Here is a 15,783-nt window from a genome sequence, read left to right on the forward strand (position 1 = left end):
GGGGGCTTTATCCGGTTACCGATGATGCGTGAAGAGCCGCTGGAAAAGATGAAACGGAGGGGGAAATGCACGGCGGAACCCGCCGTGCAGCGTTGCTATCAGCGATAAAAAGCCGGTCTTGCTGGCATACTGACCGGCACAATTTCACCGGAAGTCTGGGCCGCGACGCAGGCATCAGCGGCCACCGCGGCGGCGTAGCCATCCCAGGCTGAGGGACCGGTCATCTCACCGCTGATGACGTTGTTGATAAATGCCTGTAACTCCACGTCATACGCATCGATAAAGCGCTTTTTCCAGTCAGTCAGAATGGTGGTGGAGAGCTTAGCCGCGCTGCGTAGCTGCACAGAGACCGGCTCCGGCAGACGAGCAATGCCGCTTTCACCCACCACTTCACACTGAATGTCGTAACCATATTCACAGTTCACGAAGATTTCGACATCAATGCGCGCCCCTTTGGTGGTCTCAAGCAGCACGATTTGCGGATCGCGCAGATGTGACGACGCCTTACGGGTTTTACGCGGGAAGATCACCTGCACGCTGGCATAGTCATCATCCAGCAGCCAGCGCAGCACATCGAGTTCGTGGATCAGGGTGTCGGTGATCGCCATGTCGGTGGTGTAGCTGTCGCCCACTTCCGGGTTACGGTGCGCACAGTGCAGCATCAAAGGCTCGCCAATTTCGCCGCTGTCGATCACCGCTTTTAGTGCACGATAGCCGCTGTCATAAGGGCGCATAAATCCGACCTGCACCAGCTGACGTCCTGCCTTAATTTCTGCTTCCACAATGTTCATGCAGCCCTGCGCGGTGACCGCCAGCGGTTTTTCGCAGAACACCGCTTTACCCGCCTCAATGCAGGCCAGCACAAAGGCTTCATGTGTCGGGCCCCAGGAGGTGACCAGCACGGCATTGACCTGCGGATCGTTAATCAGATCGATAGCATTGTCATAAATACGCGCTTCCGGCGTCAGTTCGTTGACGATTTGCTGGCAGTTGTCACGGTTGATATCGTTAAGCGCCACCACGCGCGCATTCTGTAACACGGTGCTGCAACGGCGGATGTGTTCGCGACCGATTGCGCCGGTGCCGATGACGCCAATATTAATAGTCATGATAATTCCTTAAGCTGAGTGGTTTAACAGCTGGATGCTGTCGCGAATTTCGCGGGCAATGTCCGCGTCCTGCCAGCTGTTCATCACTGAGGAGAACGGCTCAAAGGCGTAAAGGCCGGTGTAACCCATCTTCTCCAGTCGCTCGACCTGCTGCTTGCTGCGCAACCGGTCGTCCGCGCTGAGCATGATGCGTTTTTCGTCGGTTAGCTGATTAACCGGGCGCGGGTCGGTGACGCCGGAGAGGTGAACCAGACCGATCTGCTGAATATCGATCTCCTGTTCGAAAGTCTGTTCCGCATCTTCAAACAGATGATGATGGAAGGTATCGATCAGCAATCTGAATGGCACACCCGCTTCATGGATCAGCGTCTGAGCCTGAGTCGCCGAACGCAGCGAGCTTTGCGGAAAGCCCAGCGGTTCCACTAGCCCCTGAATACCTGCCTCAGCGAACAGCGGGGCCAGGGTTTTCAGCGCGCTTACGGTGTCTGCAGCGCTAATCGGCGTGCCGTCATTAAGCGGGCAGAGCACCAGCGATTCAGCGCCGACCGCCTGCGCATCACTTAACAGCTGGCGGGTGCGTTGCAGCACCTCTTCATTCAGCTGATTAAAGGGATAAAGCGCATTGATGGTCACAATCCGGATGCCTGACTCACGCGCCAGGGCTTTTACCTCGTCGCCGCTGAGATCGTCGGTGACGCGGCCACTGGGCATATCATTACGCAGTTCGACATTGTGGATACCGAGCTGGCTGACCAGTTTAAAAAACTGCGGAAGGGTGAGGCTGGGCGCAATTTTACGGTTGATGCAAAAGCGCGCGTTGGGAATATTCAGGCTCATAACAATTTCCTTGAATGTAGGGGTACAGTGTTAATAGCAATCGGGTAGTCAGCGTAATGACGCGGGCCGTGAGTTATTCAATACGGACGTTTCAGGCACTATTTTTTGCCGTTGCCGTTATAAAGCGCATAGAAATAGTGCTCGACCTGCTCAAGACTTCTTCCCCGGGTCTCGGGAATAAACTTCACAACAAAAACAGAACCGCCGATGCCGATAGCCGCGAATATAAAGAAGGCTCCGGCCAGACCAAATGCGGCTAATAACAGCGGGAAGGCCATGGAGATGGCGAAATTGGCGATCCACAGCGAGAAGACTGCGCCACCCATACAGATGCCACGCATCCGGGCGGGGAAGATTTCCGACAGCAGCAGCCAGGTAACAGGAGACAATGCGCCCTGCTGGAAGCAGAGGAACATCAGCATGCCCGCCAGCACCAGATAAGCCCGCAGCAGGTTGACCGTGCCGTTGAGGTATTCCGGCATCAGCCAGCAGACCAGCCCGATAAAGAACAAGCAGCAGGTGCAGCCCATCTGTCCGATTAAGACCAGCGGACGGCGTCCCACTTTGCCGATTAACCAGATGCCCGCCAGCGTCATCACTACTGAAATCACGCCATTGGCGATGGTGGCAAACAGCGCGGCATCGTTGCTCAGTCCGGCGGCGGTCAGCATGGTGGGGGCGTAATACATAATGGTATTCACCCCGGTCAGCTGCTGGATGGCGGCAATACCCACGCCCAGCAGGAAGATTTTCATCAGCCAGGGTGTGGCGAGATCGCGCAGGCGGCCTTTACCACGCTGACGGTTCTCTTCGATGGTTTCCTCAATCTCTTCCAGTTCCCACTCGACATCGTCGGCGGCGCGGGTTTTTTCCAGTACCTCACGCGCTGCCTGACTGCGGCCTTTCATTACGTGCCAGCGCGGGGTTTCAGGCATAAAAATCATGCCGATCCAGAGCAGAACAGCGGGGACAATCGACAGCGCCAGCATCCAGCGCCAGGTATTTTCGCCGCCCCAGATATCGTTAAAGGTGGCGTTGGAGATGTACGCCAGCAGCTGACCGCTGACGATCATCAGCTCCTGCAGGGTGACCAGCTGGCCACGTTTATTGGCGGGGGCGATTTCTGCGATGTAGACCGGCACGGTCGCGGCAGCCCCCCCCACGGCAAAGCCCAGGAACAGGCGAGAAGCGATCATCCAGGTGACATCAGGCGCCAGCGCCGAGCCGACAGCGCCAAAAGCGAAGATAAGCGCCAGCGCAATGATAATGCGTCGTCTGCCGAGGCCATCCGCCAGATGACCGGCTGCCAGCGCGCCGAAGGCTGCACCAAACAGCAGGGAGCTGGTGACCAGCCCGGTAGTAAATGGGGTGAGATGCAAATCGCCGCGCATAAACAGCAACGCGCCTGAGACCACACCGGTGTCATAGCCAAACAGCAATCCACCCAGGGTGGCGACCAGCGCAATAATCTTCACAAAAGGCTCGGTGCGGGTGGTGCTATTTGGACCGGATGCCGGGTTCGACGAGATATAAAGTTCTTTTTCCATGAATACTCCTGGTAATAACGGCAAAGACAAAACGTCAGAACATGAAGAAGACATCACCCTACTGATATTTTTATTTCGGGTTAAATTATATTTGAAACTTAGTTTTCATTATGTGAGCTCAACCCTTCCGCCATTTTTATTTTGATGGGATTCCATCAAGGCGAAAATAAAAACATTAAATTTAAGCGGGTTATAGGGAAGGTTGATAAGTTACCGGCGGTTCAGGCAGGGCTGAACACGGGAAAATCAGCGTTTAGAAAGAGTAAATGATCGCGGTCAGGATGAAACATCCCAACCGCGATAAACAGATAGCAGGGCGGGTTAGCGGATTTCCAGCGCGGTGAGCGCCGATAACAGCGCATCGACCTTAGGCAGGAACTGTTTACGGCGTGGCCACACCACGCTCAGCGTCAGCCCCTCGGGCTGCAACTGCGGCAAAATTATCTCCAGGTCGCCCTGTTTCACGGCATGCTGAATCAGCCACGAGGGCATTTGTGCCACACCCAGCCCGGCGATGACAGCCTGCAGCTGGGCATCAACGTCGCCCAGTGCCAGCCGGTACGGCACCTCGCGCCAGTGCGGCTGACCATCTTCGGTGGTGAACAGCCAGGGTTTGGTGCTGCCATCTACACGCTCATAAAGGATGGCGCGGTGGTTCAGCAGCGCCGCCTCATCTTCAGGTCGTCCTTCACGTGCCAGATAAGCGGGTGAGGCACAGAACTGCATCTGCTCGCGGCCCATATTACGCCAGCCCAGCGAAGCAGGCAGGTCGGGCGCGCCGCCGATCCGTACCGCCACATCCACGCCCTCTTCAAACAGGTCAACAAAGCGGTCAGAGAAACTCAGGCTCAGAGCCAGTTCCGGGTGTTGCTGACAAAAGGGCATCAGCAGCGGCATCACATTGAGGCGGCCATAGGTGGTGGGCACCGCCAGGCGCAGGCGACCGGAAGGAATCGTTCGCTGTGCCGCCAGCACCGCTTCGGCTTCGGCCAGATCCTCCAGAATGCGCAGGCAGGTCTGGTAATAGGCGCTGCCCGCGTCGGTGAGGTGCAGGCTCCGTGTGGTGCGCTCCAGCAGTCGCGAGCCTAATCGTGTCTCCAGGCGGCTGACGCTTTTACTGATCGCCGATCCGGTCACGTGCAGACGCTCCGCAGCGGCGGTAAAACTGCCACACTCTACGCTGGCAACAAACGGCAGAATATCTTTGAGGCGATGATCGTGCATCGATTAATGAACTCAGGTTGAGAATGCTGTGAATAAATGCCAGAGATAAGAACTGAATTCTCTATTAGGCTTAGCATTACGCAAAACGAGGAGAAATCAAATGAAAAAGCACGCTTTGATTGTGGGCATCAGTGGCGTTATTGGTCGCGCACTGGCAGATAAATTACAGCAGGAAGGCTGGCAGGTCAGCGGTCTGTCACGCGGACGTGGCGCGGTACCTGAAGGTGTTATCAGCCTGACGGCCGATCTGACCGATGCGGATGCCGTCCGGGACGCGCTGAAAACAGTGAAACCAGATGCGCTGTTCTTTAGCGTCTGGGCGCGTCAGGAAAATGAAAAAGAGAACATCCGCGTTAACGGCGGCATGGTGCGGAATGTGATTGAAGCACTGGGCGACCGCTTACAGGGTTCGCACGTGGCGCTGGTGACCGGGCTGAAGCACTACCTGGGTCCGTTTGAAGCATACGGTAAAGGCGCTGTGCCAGTCACGCCGTTCCGTGAAGAGCAGGGCCGTCAGCCGGTCGATAACTTCTATTACGCGCAGGAAGATGAAGTGTTTGCTGGCGCAGAGAAATATGACTACCGCTGGAGCGTGCATCGCCCGCACACCATCATCGGTTATGCCGTGGGCAATGCGATGAATATGGGTCAGACGCTGGCGGTCTACGCGACGCTGTGTAAAGAGAAGGGCTGGCCGTTTATCTTCCCTGGCTCACCCGAGCAGTGGAACGGTGTGGCTGATATGACCGATGCAGGTTTGCTGGCTGAGCAACTGCACTGGGCAGCGACCTCACCCAATGCCGCTAATCAGGATTTCAATGCGGTAAACGGCGATGTGTTCCGCTGGAACTGGATGTGGCCAAAACTGGCTGACTATTTCGGCATTGAAGCAGCGGAATACCCGGCGCAGATGATGCCGCTGGAAGATCGCATGCAGGAAGCCGCCAGTGCGTGGCAGGCGATTGCAGAGCAGCATCAGTTACGTGAATCGGATGTCACCAGACTGGCTTCCTGGTGGCATACCGATGCCGACCTGGGGCGTCCGATGGAAGCCTTTACCGATATGAGTAAGAGCCGCAAAGCGGGCTTCACCGGCTATCGCAGCACGCTCGACTCCTTTATTCAGCTGTTTGATAAGCTGAAAGCGGAAAAAGTGATCCCGCAATAACCCAGCAGGCGCCGCATCAGGCGCCTGTTCTGTTTCTGACTGATAGCTATACTCTGGCACTCAATCAGTAAATGGAGGATTGGATCCTATGGCGACATGTTTCATTATCGGCGCAGCGGGCAAAGTGGGCCAAAAGCTGGCTCGTCAGCTGAGCAGTAAAGGCCATACAGTGACGGCGCTGCACCGCAAACCGGAGCAGGCGGAGACGCTGCAGGCCGCCGGTGCTAAACCGGTGGCTGGCGATATTCAGCAACTGAGCGTGACGGCACTGGCAGATCTGATGACCGGTCACGATGTGGCTGTCTTCACGGCGGGTGCGGGCGGTGCCGGGATCGAGCTGACCAATGCCATCGACGGAGAAGGGCTGAAGCTGGCGGTTGCCGCAGCAGAGCAGGCGGGAGTATCACGCTTTATGCTGGTTTCCGCTTTCCCGGATGCGGGCCGCGGTAAAACTCCCTCAGAGGGATTTGAGAATTACATGCGAGTGAAACGTCTGGCGGATGCGGAACTGGTGGCGAGTAAGCTGGAGTGGGTGATCCTGCGACCGGGTACGCTGACCGATGAAGCCGGCACCGGTCGGGTTCATGCCGATCTGGCGATACCGTATGGTGAGATCCCGCGCGAAGATGTGGCGGCGACACTGGTCGGCCTGATTGAAAATCCGGCGATTAAGTATCAGATCATCGAACTCACCAAAGGAGATGTGCAGATTGATGTGGCGTTGCAGCGATTGCTGCGGGGCTAAAAAACTGCCTCAAAAAGTTGGAAACTCAACTTATTCAGATGCAGTTCAGGGAAGAGTTCAGGCTCTTTTCCTGAATTACAGTTTACGGTAGTCAGACATTACCCGGAATAAGAGGGGTGGCTACCGTGAAACTGCTGCCTGTTATGGCGTTGGCGCAAGGTTGTTGGTCGCCGAATCTCTGCTCATTATTAGCCTGTTAATCCCACGCCGTTACTAATCAATTATTTATCTGAAAAACAGCCAAATACCAAATTGAAGGCTGAACGCCGATGATACGCCATGTAGTTATCCCGTCTGAAAATATCGCTCATGAAAATGGCCGGTCGTAAGTATTTTACAGCGTGACTGCACCGGTGGCAGCGTTAATCAAAAGAGGGCAATGAGGTAGCTGTATTTTATGTTTGCGGCGAAAAGCGTTAACTCTCTCCGATAATTTACCCCTTCAGTACTGAAGTCATGTCCGAATGTCGTTCAGAAAATCCCGTCACGGCGCGAGTTAATAAATGTCAGTCAAGGCGTTTACGCGGCTATCAGCGGCTGATTCACCCGTGCTTCATATCAATCTGCGGTTGCAAATCCAGATCACAAATTATCATTAAAAGCTTCGGGCAGCAGATGTGGTGCAGAGTCCTTCGGGTAAGTGAAACTGCTTTAATAACGCAATAGCTGAAAGATTTTTCGTCACGCTTCAATCCCAGGACTTCATTCTGGAGGAGTCAGATAGAATTAGTTGTGCAGAGAAAGGTCATAGACACTGGGATCCCCACTATAACTCTGAACGCATCAGCCTGCGTCTCAATAGCTTCAGCCCGGTTAAGTTCAGATTACAGTAAAAGAGGGTGTCCTGAGGGCAAAGATAGGATGCGTGAGCAGACCGAAAAGGGAGAAATATATGCGTTTTTATTGATTGCCATTAATTAAATATCATTCAGCATTTCATAATGGGAGTGCAGGCGGAGGATACTATCACTCTTCATATGACAAAGGAGTGTGTTAAATGGCTATACCAGTATATCTGTGGCTTTACGATGAAGAAGGGAAGTTAATAAAAGGCTCTGTCGATGTCACTGAACGCGAAGGAAGCATTGAGGTAACTGGGATGCAGCATAATTTATTTATTCCAACGGACGACACAACAGGTGCAGTGACAGGCGCGCGGCAACATGAGGCTTATACTTTTGAAAAAACTATTGATAGCGCATCGCCGCAATTGTATAAAGCGCTAACAACAGGGGAAACGCTAGCAAAAGCAGTGTTCAGCTTCTACCGCATCAATTACAACGGTCAGGAAGAGGAGTATTTCGTAACGAAACTCGAGTGTGTGAAGGTTTGTCACGTCGTGACGGTTATGTTCGATACCAAAGACCCGGATTTTGAAAGGCACGGTCACGTAGAGCATGTCGGGCTGCGTTATGAACTAATAGACTGGCATTATACAGACGGCAATATTAAACACACCGATAGCCTGGAAGAGCAGAAAACAGCATAAGGAAATCACAATGGCTAAATGGATTTATAAACAAAGTACGGGTGAGTTATATCGCGATGGCAAGTTAATTGAAACAGGCTACTCTGGTATTCTTACAAACAAAAATAATCCTGACCGCGAGCAGGTTCGTGGTATGGGTCCAATCCCGCGAGGAACCTGGAGAATCGGCAGTGCCGGAACCAGCAAAGGCCCGCTCACAATTACCCTGGTTCCGCTCAGCGTCAACGCTTATGATCGTGATATGGGTACATTCAGGATGCACGGAGACAAACGCCACGGTATCAGAGGTTTTGCCTCTGCTGGCTGCATAATTATGGGACCATCAACACGCTTACTGGTTAGTAAAGATTACGGCGCAATTCTGGAGGTGGTGCGGTGATTAATCATTATGTGCTGAGTCTGGCCCTGGCCCTGTTACCGTTCGCTGGTTACACAGCAGATACACCTGGCAGTGAATGCGCCGCTCGGGGTCATTATGCCGAGGAGATGCTCTTATCTGCTATAACCAAAGAAGGTGTTAAGGGGATTGAGCGAGATAAAACAACAGTTGAAGTGCTAAATCTTTCCCTCGTTTCCGATGCGTTAGCGCATCAGTTTGCGCAGAAAGACGCTAAAACAGGTAAAGGTCTCTTGCTCAAAGATTACTTCGATATTTACCACAATAACGGCGCAATGAACCTGACGGTTAAATACACCTATACCAACGTGAAAGGCGCAAAAAATGTATATATTGTCTCCAGTATACTAAATAACGATGAGTGCTCTGTCCGATTCAACGGATATTTGACACTTTCCCGTGAGTTCTGAAGGGGGGTTAGCTATCCCGGGAAAAGTTGTCAGATAAAAGAGTTGCGAATTTATGTTGGGTTCCCCGGCCAACCTGAAATTGATTAGCCGGGGAAATTTTTAAAATCTCCTGCGTCCTGCCTTTCGGAGGCTGTTCGATTAAAGGTCTTTTTCGTTACTTAACGCATTTCGCGCAGTGCGCGCGCTCAATGTGCTGGAAGAAGTCGTTACCTTTGTCATCGACCAGGATAAAGGCAGGGAAGTTCTCCACCTCGATTTTCCAGATCGCTTCCATTCCCAGCTCGGGATACTCCACGCATTCCAGACTTTTAATGCTCTGCTGCGCCAGCACCGCTGCCGGTCCACCAATGCTGCCGAGATAAAAGCCGCCATGTTTATGACAGGCATCCGTCACCTGCTGGCTGCGATTGCCCTTGGCCAGCATGATCTTACTTCCGCCGTGCGCCTGCAGCAGATCCACGTAAGAATCCATACGACCGGCAGTGGTCGGGCCGAGTGAACCAGAAGCATAACCTTCAGGCGTCTTCGCCGGGCCAGCGTAATAGACCGGATGATCTTTGATGTACTGCGGTAATCCTTCGCCGTTATCGATGCGCTCTTTGAGTTTTGCATGTGCAATATCGCGCGCCACGATAATAGTGCCGGTCAGTGACAGGCGGGTTGAAACCGGATAAGCGGACAGTTGCGCCAGAATCTCTTCCATTGGGCGGTTGAGATCAACCTGCAACGCTTCACCTTCGCCCTGCTGACGCAGTGCTTCCGGGATCAGGCGGCCTGGGTTGGCTTCCAGTTTCTCAATCCAGATACCTTCACGGTTAATCTTCGCTTTGATGTTACGGTCAGCCGAGCAGGAGACGCCCATGCCGATCGGGCAGGAGGCGCCGTGACGTGGAAGACGCACCACGCGGATATCGTGTGCAAAATATTTGCCGCCAAACTGCGCACCCAGACCGAGCTGCTGCGCCGCTTCCAGCAGTTCCTGCTCCAGCTGAACGTCGCGGAACGCCTGACCGTGCTCGTTGCCTTCAGTGGGCAGCCCGTCGTAATAGTGAGTTGAGGCGAGCTTCACGGTTTTCAGTGTGCTTTCTGCCGAGGTGCCGCCGATGACAAACGCAATATGGTAGGGCGGACAGGCTGCGGTGCCGAGGGTACGCATCTTATCCACCAGGTAATTTTTCAGCTTGCCCGGGCTCAGCAGCGCTTTAGTTTCCTGATAGAGATAGGTTTTATTGGCGGAACCGCCACCTTTGGCGATACAGAGGAACTTGTACTCATCGCCATCCACGCTGTAGAGGTCGATCTGCGCTGGCAGGTTAGTGCCGGTATTCACCTCTTTATACATATCCAGGGCGGCATTCTGCGAATAGCGCAGGTTATCTTCGATATAAGTGTTGTAGATACCCTGTGACAGCGCAGCTTCATCACCGCCGCCGGTCCAGACGCGCTGGCCCTTTTTGCCCATGATGATCGCGGTGCCGGTATCCTGACAGGTTGGCAGCACGCCTTTGGCGGCAATTTCAGAGTTTCTTAAAAACTGCAGGGCGACATATTTATCATTGTCGCTGGCTTCCGGGTCATCAAGGATGGAGGCGACCTGCTGCTGGTGGGCCGGACGCAGCATAAAAGAGGCGTCGTGGAACGCCTGCTGGCTCAGTAACGTCAGTGCCTGTGGATCGACTTTAAGGATCTCCTGACCCTCAAACTCGGAGACGGAGACATGCTCACGACTCAGCAGATAGTATTCGGTATCTTCGTGGGACAGCGGGAAAGGGTTCTGATAGACAAAAGGCTTGTTCGACATTTTTTCTCACTTAATGACCGGCTGAACCTCCGCGGACAGGCTGCGGGGTGCAACATCATAGGCGAATTAATTGTTTATTATGCTTCCCCACCGCGGGTGCGGTGGGGAAGTGCAGGAATGGTATCTTATAACGCGTTGATCTGCATGTTGTATCCGTCAGAACAACCACACCATCCACGGATAGGCAATCAGCATCATGGAGCCTAAGAAGATGGCACCGAAGATGGTTCCCAGACGCCAGTAGTCTTTGGTAGGCAGATAACCGCTGCCGTAGTAAATCGGGCTTGGACCCGTACCGTATGGTGTGATGATGCCCATCACACCCAGAGAGGTACACAACATCAGGCAGAAGACCGGCATATTGATGCCCGGAATGGAGGCTGCAATGGTCAGCATGGCCGGTAACAGCGCGGTGGTGTGTGCGGTGGTACTGGCAAACAGGTAGTGCAGCAGGAAGAAGGCGATTAACAGCACCACTGCCGAAACCTGCGGGTCATAACCCTGCAGCAGCATGCCACCCTCTTTACCTAACCAGGTGATAAAGCCGACGCGGGCCAGACCATCGGCCAGTGCCACCAGGGTGGCGAACCAGGCAAAGGTGTTCCAGGCCGGTTTATTACTGGTGATGTCATTCCAGGTCAGTACGCCGGTCCACAGCATCAGTACTACCACCAGCAGCGCAGCCATGGCAGGTTCGATCCACGAGGTGGCGAAAATCCACATCAGCAGGGCGCAGACCACAAACACCAGCAGCAGGATTTCATTGCGGGTCAGTCTGCCCAGTTTTTCCAGTTCAGCGATGGCCCATTTCGGCACTTCATCATTGATTTTAACTTCAGGTGGGTAGAACCAGTAAGCCAGCAGCGGCATGGTCAGAATCAGCAGCACACCCAGCGGCAGGAAGGCCAGGAACCACATGCCCCATGAGATATCAAAACCGACGATGCTTTTTACCAGTGCCAGTGCCAGCAGGTTGGGTGCCAGCGCAGAGAGGAACATGGAGCTGGTAATACAGGCCGCGGTAATCGCTACCCACATCAGATAGGAACCGATTTTACGGGCGCTCGGGTCGTTAGGTTTAGAGCCGTAAAGCGGCGGCAGGTTGGCGATAATCGGGTAGATGGTACCGCCACTGCGCGCGGTATTTGACGGCGTAAAGGGCGCAAGAAGCAGGTCAGCAAAGGTAATGGCATAACCCAGCGTCAGACTGCGGCGACCCAGATACTTCACCAGAATCAGGGCCAGGCGGCGACCAAACTGCGTTTTGTCATAACCTGCGGCGAACATAAAGGCACCGAAGATCAGCCAGACCGTGGAGTTGCCGAACCCACTTACCGCCCATTTGAACGACTCACTGGCGACTTTGAATTTCGGGTTAGCCAGTTCAGCCGGGCTGAAGAGCAGAAACTGGCTGAACAGCGCGATGACTACCACGCCGGTCAGGCCGATCACCGCGCCTGGCAGGGGTTCAAAGATCAATCCGACAATCACGCCGACGAAGATGGCGAAGAAGTGCCAGGCGTAGGGTTCGAGTCCGGCTGGTGTGGGCACCAGCAACAGCAACACGGCAACGAGCACCGGCAGAGCAAGCATGATAGCTTTCTTTTTACCCGGCGCCGCAGGTGCGACTTTTGGGGGTTCAGTTACAGCTGAGAGTGGTTTCATAGTATTTTATCTGCAAGTTAAGAAGAATGCGATTTGCGCCCCGGACCTTCACTGATGACTTTCTTTCTTATTCTTAATAGTGTGAATAAACCGCGATGCACTGATTTTTTAATCGACTGCTTAGCTATTGAGCTGCATTTTTAAATCCATGTAAATATGATGCGATTTTTGCAAATATAGATTTTGATCCAGATCAAAGAAATTAATTCATTATTCCCCATTTTTAACATTTATTTTTTATTTATATTTACGGCATCGACATTTTGACAGTTCTGTGAAGCTGGTCGACAAATCACCAGCTAACGCAAACTGAATGCCTTGCTTTAACTGTTTGATGATAAACGATTTATTTTTTATGTAAACGAATGGTTGATTTTTGGTTACCCATGGTTAACAATTAATATAACTTCACTTTATGCATTCGGCAAATAAAAACTCTAAATCATTTAAAAGTTAAAAAAGTAAATTTATCGCTTATGAAAGCAAAGAAAAGGGTATATTAGTCTCATGACATCGGACCACTTAATTAAGCGATAATTTGCGTCCGCTAAAAAATTTCCAGACTTTTAAATCTTGGAGTTTATCGCAATGAAATCTCTCACCCCCATCCTTAATCCATTGACTCTGCCTAACGGCGCTGTGTTGAAAAACCGACTGGTAATGGCACCGATGACCACCTGTACCGGCTTTTATGACGGTACGGTCACCAGTGAGCTGGTCGAGTACTATCGCGCACGTGCAGGCAGCATCGGAACCGTGATCGTTGAATGCTGCTTCATTGACAACCGTGGCCCGGCATTTCCGGGTGCCATTGCTATCGACAGCGACAACAAAATCCCTGGTCTGAAACGCATCGCGGACGCGATTAAATCGGAAGGCTCTACGGCCATTTTGCAGATCTATCACGGCGGCCGTATGGTGGAACCGGAGCTGATTGGCGGCAAAACGCCGGTTGCGCCAAGCGCCATCGCGGCACCGCGTGAAGGGGCAACCAAACCCCTGGCGCTGAGCGCCGAAGAAGTCGAAACCATGATCACCAAATTTGGTGATGCGGTGAACCGCGCTATCAAGGCCGGTTTCGATGGCGTCGAAATTCATGGTGCTAACACCTACCTGATTCAGCAGTTCTATTCGCCGAACTCTAACCAGCGCGATGACAAGTGGGGCGGCAGCCGCGATAACCGCGCACGCTTCCCGCTGGAAGTGCTGGAAATCACCCACAAGATGGCTGAGCGCTTCGCCCATAACTCTTTCATCATCGGCTATCGCTTCTCGCCGGAAGAGATCGAAGTGCCCGGCATTCGCTTTGACGACACGCTCTATCTGCTGGAAAAACTGGCGGCGCGTGGACTCGATTACGTCCATTTCTCGGTAGGTCAGCTGCTGCGTCCGTCAATTGTCGATACTCAGGATCCGACGCCGCTGATTGAGAAGTTCGTCGCGATGCGTTCGCCTGTGCTGGCAAAAGTGCCGGTGATTGGCGTTGGTGGCGTCGTCAATAAAGCCGATGCCGAGCTGGCGCTGGAGAAAGGCTACGATCTGGTGGCGATTGGTAAAGCCTGCATCGCTTACCCGAACTGGGCTGACCGCATCATCAATAACGAACACCTCGATCTCTACATCGACAGCAACAAACGCGAAGAGCTGCAGATCCCGGAACCGCTGTGGCGCTTCTCCCTGGTCGATGCGATGATCCGCGACATGAGTGAATCGGGCCGTAAATACAAAGCGGGCGTCTATCAGGAAAAAGTCGAAGCCGAAGCGCTGAAACTGAAAATCAACGTTACGCTGGATACTGACCGTATCACCGACATCTCGCTGGTGCCGGATGACACCCTGGATGTGGACTTCACCACTACCTTTGAAAGCCTGCGTAGCCGCATCCTGGTGGCCAACAGCCCGCACGTCGATGCGATTACCGGTGCGACTACCCAGAGTGAGGCGCTGAAAAAAGCGGTTTCACGCGCGCTGACCACCTCCAGCAAAGAGCATGTGATTGAAGAGGGCGGCAACCCTAACGCACCGCAGAATTACGATGTGGTGATTGTGGGCAGCGGCGGCGCCGGCCTTGCGGCGGCGATTCAGGCGCACGATGAAGGGGCGCGCGTGGTCATCATCGAGAAGATGCCGACCATTGGCGGTAACACCATTAAAGCCTCAGTGGGCATGAACGCCGCGGAAACCCGTTTCCAGAAACTCAAAGGCATCGAAGACAGCAAAGAGCTGTTCTACGAGGAGACGCTGAAAGGCGGTCAGTTCAAAAATAATCCGGTGCTGCTGCGTGAGTTTGTAGAGCTGGCGCCGGAGGCGATTGAGTGGCTGGCGAATCACGGCATTGAGCTTAACGACATCACCATTACCGGCGGGATGAGCATCGATCGTACCCACCGTCCGGCGGATCGTTCAGCGGTGGGTGGCTTCCTGATCAGCGGTCTGGTTAAAAACATCAACAGCCGCAACATCGAAGTCCTGCTTGAAACCTCAGTCTCAGAAATCCTTTATGAGAACGGTGCGGTAGCGGGTGTGAGAGTGGTCGATGAGTACAACGACAGCCGCATCCTGAACGCGAAAAGCGTGATTGTGGCGACCGGCGGATTCAGTGCGAACCGTGAACTGGTAGTGAAATATCGCCCTGAACTCGATGGCTTTGTCACCACCAACCACAAAGGCGCCACCGGCAGCGGTATTGCCATGCTGGAAAAAATTGGTGCCGGTACCGTGGATATGGGCGAAATCCAGATTCACCCAACGGTTGAACAGACCACCTCTTATCTGGTCTCTGAATCCATTCGTGGCGGCGGTGCTATCCTGGTCAGTCAGGCGGGTGAGCGCTTCTACAACGAAATGGAAACCCGCGATAAAGTCTCGGCGCAGATTATCGCCTTGCCAGAGAAGAGTGCCTGGATTGTGTTTGACGAGCAGGTGCGGATGAATAACAAAGCGGCTGACGAATATATCGCCAAAGGCTTTGTGGTCAGCGCGCCAACCGTGGCGGAACTGGCGGTGAAACTCAACATGAGTGAGCATCATACGCTGGAAGCCACGCTGGCCCGTTACAACAACTTCGTTATCATGCAGAAAGATGAAGACTTCGGTCGCCAGACCGCGCTGCGTCATCCTCTGAGTGAAGCGCCGTTCTACGCGATTCGTGTTGCACCGGGCGTACACCACACCATGGGCGGCGTCACCATTGACACTACCACCGCGGTGCTGGACAGCCAGAAACAGGTGATTAACGGCGCCTGGGCCTGTGGCGAAGTGGTTGGCGGCATTCACGGCGCGAACCGCATCGGTGGTAACGCAGTCGCCGATATCATTATCTTCGGCATTCTGGCCGGTGGTAACGCCGCCGCTTACGCCCGACGTTAAGGGTCGTCTCCGGCATCCGCGC

At 53.6% G+C, this 15,783-nt stretch carries 12 protein-coding genes; 6 read left to right on the forward strand and 6 right to left on the reverse strand.

Annotated features, from left to right (window positions below; all coding sequences use genetic code 11):
* Window positions 1-98: 98 nt before the first annotated feature.
* From OK409_RS19735 to OK409_RS19750, 4 genes are all read right to left on the reverse strand, one after another.
* Entirely contained in the window at window positions 99-1,109 is a 1,011-nt protein-coding gene (locus OK409_RS19735; protein WP_031592426.1) for a Gfo/Idh/MocA family protein, read from the reverse strand.
* Between the two features lie 9 nt (window positions 1,110-1,118).
* Window positions 1,119-1,946 carry a TIM barrel protein gene (locus OK409_RS19740; protein ID WP_319633922.1) on the reverse strand — a complete coding sequence of 276 codons (828 nt, stop codon included), beginning with the start codon at window positions 1,944-1,946 and terminating at the stop codon, window positions 1,119-1,121.
* 98 nt (window positions 1,947-2,044) lie between these two features.
* The gene (locus OK409_RS19745; protein WP_022624758.1) at window positions 2,045-3,493 is read right to left on the reverse strand and encodes a sugar porter family MFS transporter; all 1,449 of its coding nucleotides are present in this window, start codon (window positions 3,491-3,493) and stop codon (window positions 2,045-2,047) included.
* A 321-nt stretch (window positions 3,494-3,814) separates the two neighbouring features.
* Complete coding sequence (locus OK409_RS19750; RefSeq protein WP_010247278.1) at window positions 3,815-4,717, reverse strand: LysR family transcriptional regulator; 903 nt, start codon at window positions 4,715-4,717, stop codon at window positions 3,815-3,817.
* A gap of 100 nt (window positions 4,718-4,817) precedes the next feature.
* Between OK409_RS19750 and OK409_RS19755 the strand changes: the two genes are divergently transcribed.
* From OK409_RS19755 to OK409_RS19775, 5 genes are all read left to right on the forward strand, one after another.
* Complete coding sequence (locus tag OK409_RS19755) at window positions 4,818-5,885, forward strand: SDR family oxidoreductase (RefSeq protein ID WP_033780187.1); 1,068 nt, start codon at window positions 4,818-4,820, stop codon at window positions 5,883-5,885.
* Window positions 5,886-5,973: 88 nt separating this feature from the next.
* Window positions 5,974-6,630, forward strand: a complete 657-nt coding sequence (locus tag OK409_RS19760; RefSeq protein ID WP_033780189.1) for an SDR family oxidoreductase — start codon at window positions 5,974-5,976, stop codon at window positions 6,628-6,630.
* Between the two features lie 997 nt (window positions 6,631-7,627).
* Window positions 7,628-8,119, forward strand: a complete 492-nt coding sequence (gene tssD / locus OK409_RS19765; RefSeq protein WP_264367376.1) for a type VI secretion system tube protein TssD — start codon at window positions 7,628-7,630, stop codon at window positions 8,117-8,119.
* 10 nt (window positions 8,120-8,129) lie between these two features.
* Complete coding sequence (locus OK409_RS19770) at window positions 8,130-8,498, forward strand: DUF2778 domain-containing protein (protein WP_033768483.1); 369 nt, start codon at window positions 8,130-8,132, stop codon at window positions 8,496-8,498.
* Entirely contained in the window at window positions 8,495-8,926 is a 432-nt protein-coding gene (locus OK409_RS19775; protein WP_223564379.1) for a Shiga toxin A subunit, read from the forward strand. Before OK409_RS19770 ends, OK409_RS19775 begins: the two co-directional genes overlap by 4 nt.
* 154 nt (window positions 8,927-9,080) lie before the next feature.
* On the opposite strand, the gene fumA is transcribed toward OK409_RS19775, so the two are convergent.
* Both fumA and OK409_RS19785 read right to left on the reverse strand, forming a co-directional pair.
* Entirely contained in the window at window positions 9,081-10,727 is a 1,647-nt protein-coding gene (fumA, locus tag OK409_RS19780) for a class I fumarate hydratase FumA (protein ID WP_022624760.1), read from the reverse strand.
* A 156-nt stretch (window positions 10,728-10,883) separates the two neighbouring features.
* The gene (locus OK409_RS19785; protein WP_010247273.1) at window positions 10,884-12,392 is read right to left on the reverse strand and encodes an anion permease; all 1,509 of its coding nucleotides are present in this window, start codon (window positions 12,390-12,392) and stop codon (window positions 10,884-10,886) included.
* Window positions 12,393-12,980: 588 nt separating this feature from the next.
* Here OK409_RS19785 and OK409_RS19790 point away from each other — a divergent pair.
* Window positions 12,981-15,761 carry a flavocytochrome c gene (locus OK409_RS19790; RefSeq protein ID WP_031592419.1) on the forward strand — a complete coding sequence of 927 codons (2,781 nt, stop codon included), beginning with the start codon at window positions 12,981-12,983 and terminating at the stop codon, window positions 15,759-15,761.
* The last annotated feature ends 22 nt before the right edge of the window (window positions 15,762-15,783 follow it).

The sequence above is a fragment of the Pantoea sp. RG18 genome, from assembly GCF_025910075.1.
In the GTDB taxonomy this organism is placed as follows: Bacteria; Pseudomonadota; Gammaproteobacteria; order Enterobacterales; family Enterobacteriaceae; genus Pantoea; species Pantoea agglomerans.

Excerpts from the sequence above, each read along its gene's own strand:
- OK409_RS19735 (WP_031592426.1), bottom strand. The coding sequence starts at position 1,109 with ATGACTATTAATATTGGCGTCATCGGCACCGGCGCAATCGGTCGCGAA.
- OK409_RS19740 (WP_319633922.1), bottom strand. The coding sequence starts at position 1,946 with ATGAGCCTGAATATTCCCAACGCGCGCTTTTGCATCAACCGTAAAATT.
- OK409_RS19745 (WP_022624758.1), bottom strand. The coding sequence starts at position 3,493 with ATGGAAAAAGAACTTTATATCTCGTCGAACCCGGCATCCGGTCCAAAT.
- OK409_RS19750 (WP_010247278.1), bottom strand. The coding sequence starts at position 4,717 with ATGCACGATCATCGCCTCAAAGATATTCTGCCGTTTGTTGCCAGCGTA.
- OK409_RS19755 (WP_033780187.1), top strand. The coding sequence starts at position 4,818 with ATGAAAAAGCACGCTTTGATTGTGGGCATCAGTGGCGTTATTGGTCGC.
- OK409_RS19760 (WP_033780189.1), top strand. The coding sequence starts at position 5,974 with ATGGCGACATGTTTCATTATCGGCGCAGCGGGCAAAGTGGGCCAAAAG.
- tssD (WP_264367376.1), top strand. The coding sequence starts at position 7,628 with ATGGCTATACCAGTATATCTGTGGCTTTACGATGAAGAAGGGAAGTTA.
- OK409_RS19770 (WP_033768483.1), top strand. The coding sequence starts at position 8,130 with ATGGCTAAATGGATTTATAAACAAAGTACGGGTGAGTTATATCGCGAT.
- fumA (WP_022624760.1), bottom strand. The coding sequence starts at position 10,727 with ATGTCGAACAAGCCTTTTGTCTATCAGAACCCTTTCCCGCTGTCCCAC.
- OK409_RS19785 (WP_010247273.1), bottom strand. The coding sequence starts at position 12,392 with ATGAAACCACTCTCAGCTGTAACTGAACCCCCAAAAGTCGCACCTGCG.
- OK409_RS19790 (WP_031592419.1), top strand. The coding sequence starts at position 12,981 with ATGAAATCTCTCACCCCCATCCTTAATCCATTGACTCTGCCTAACGGC.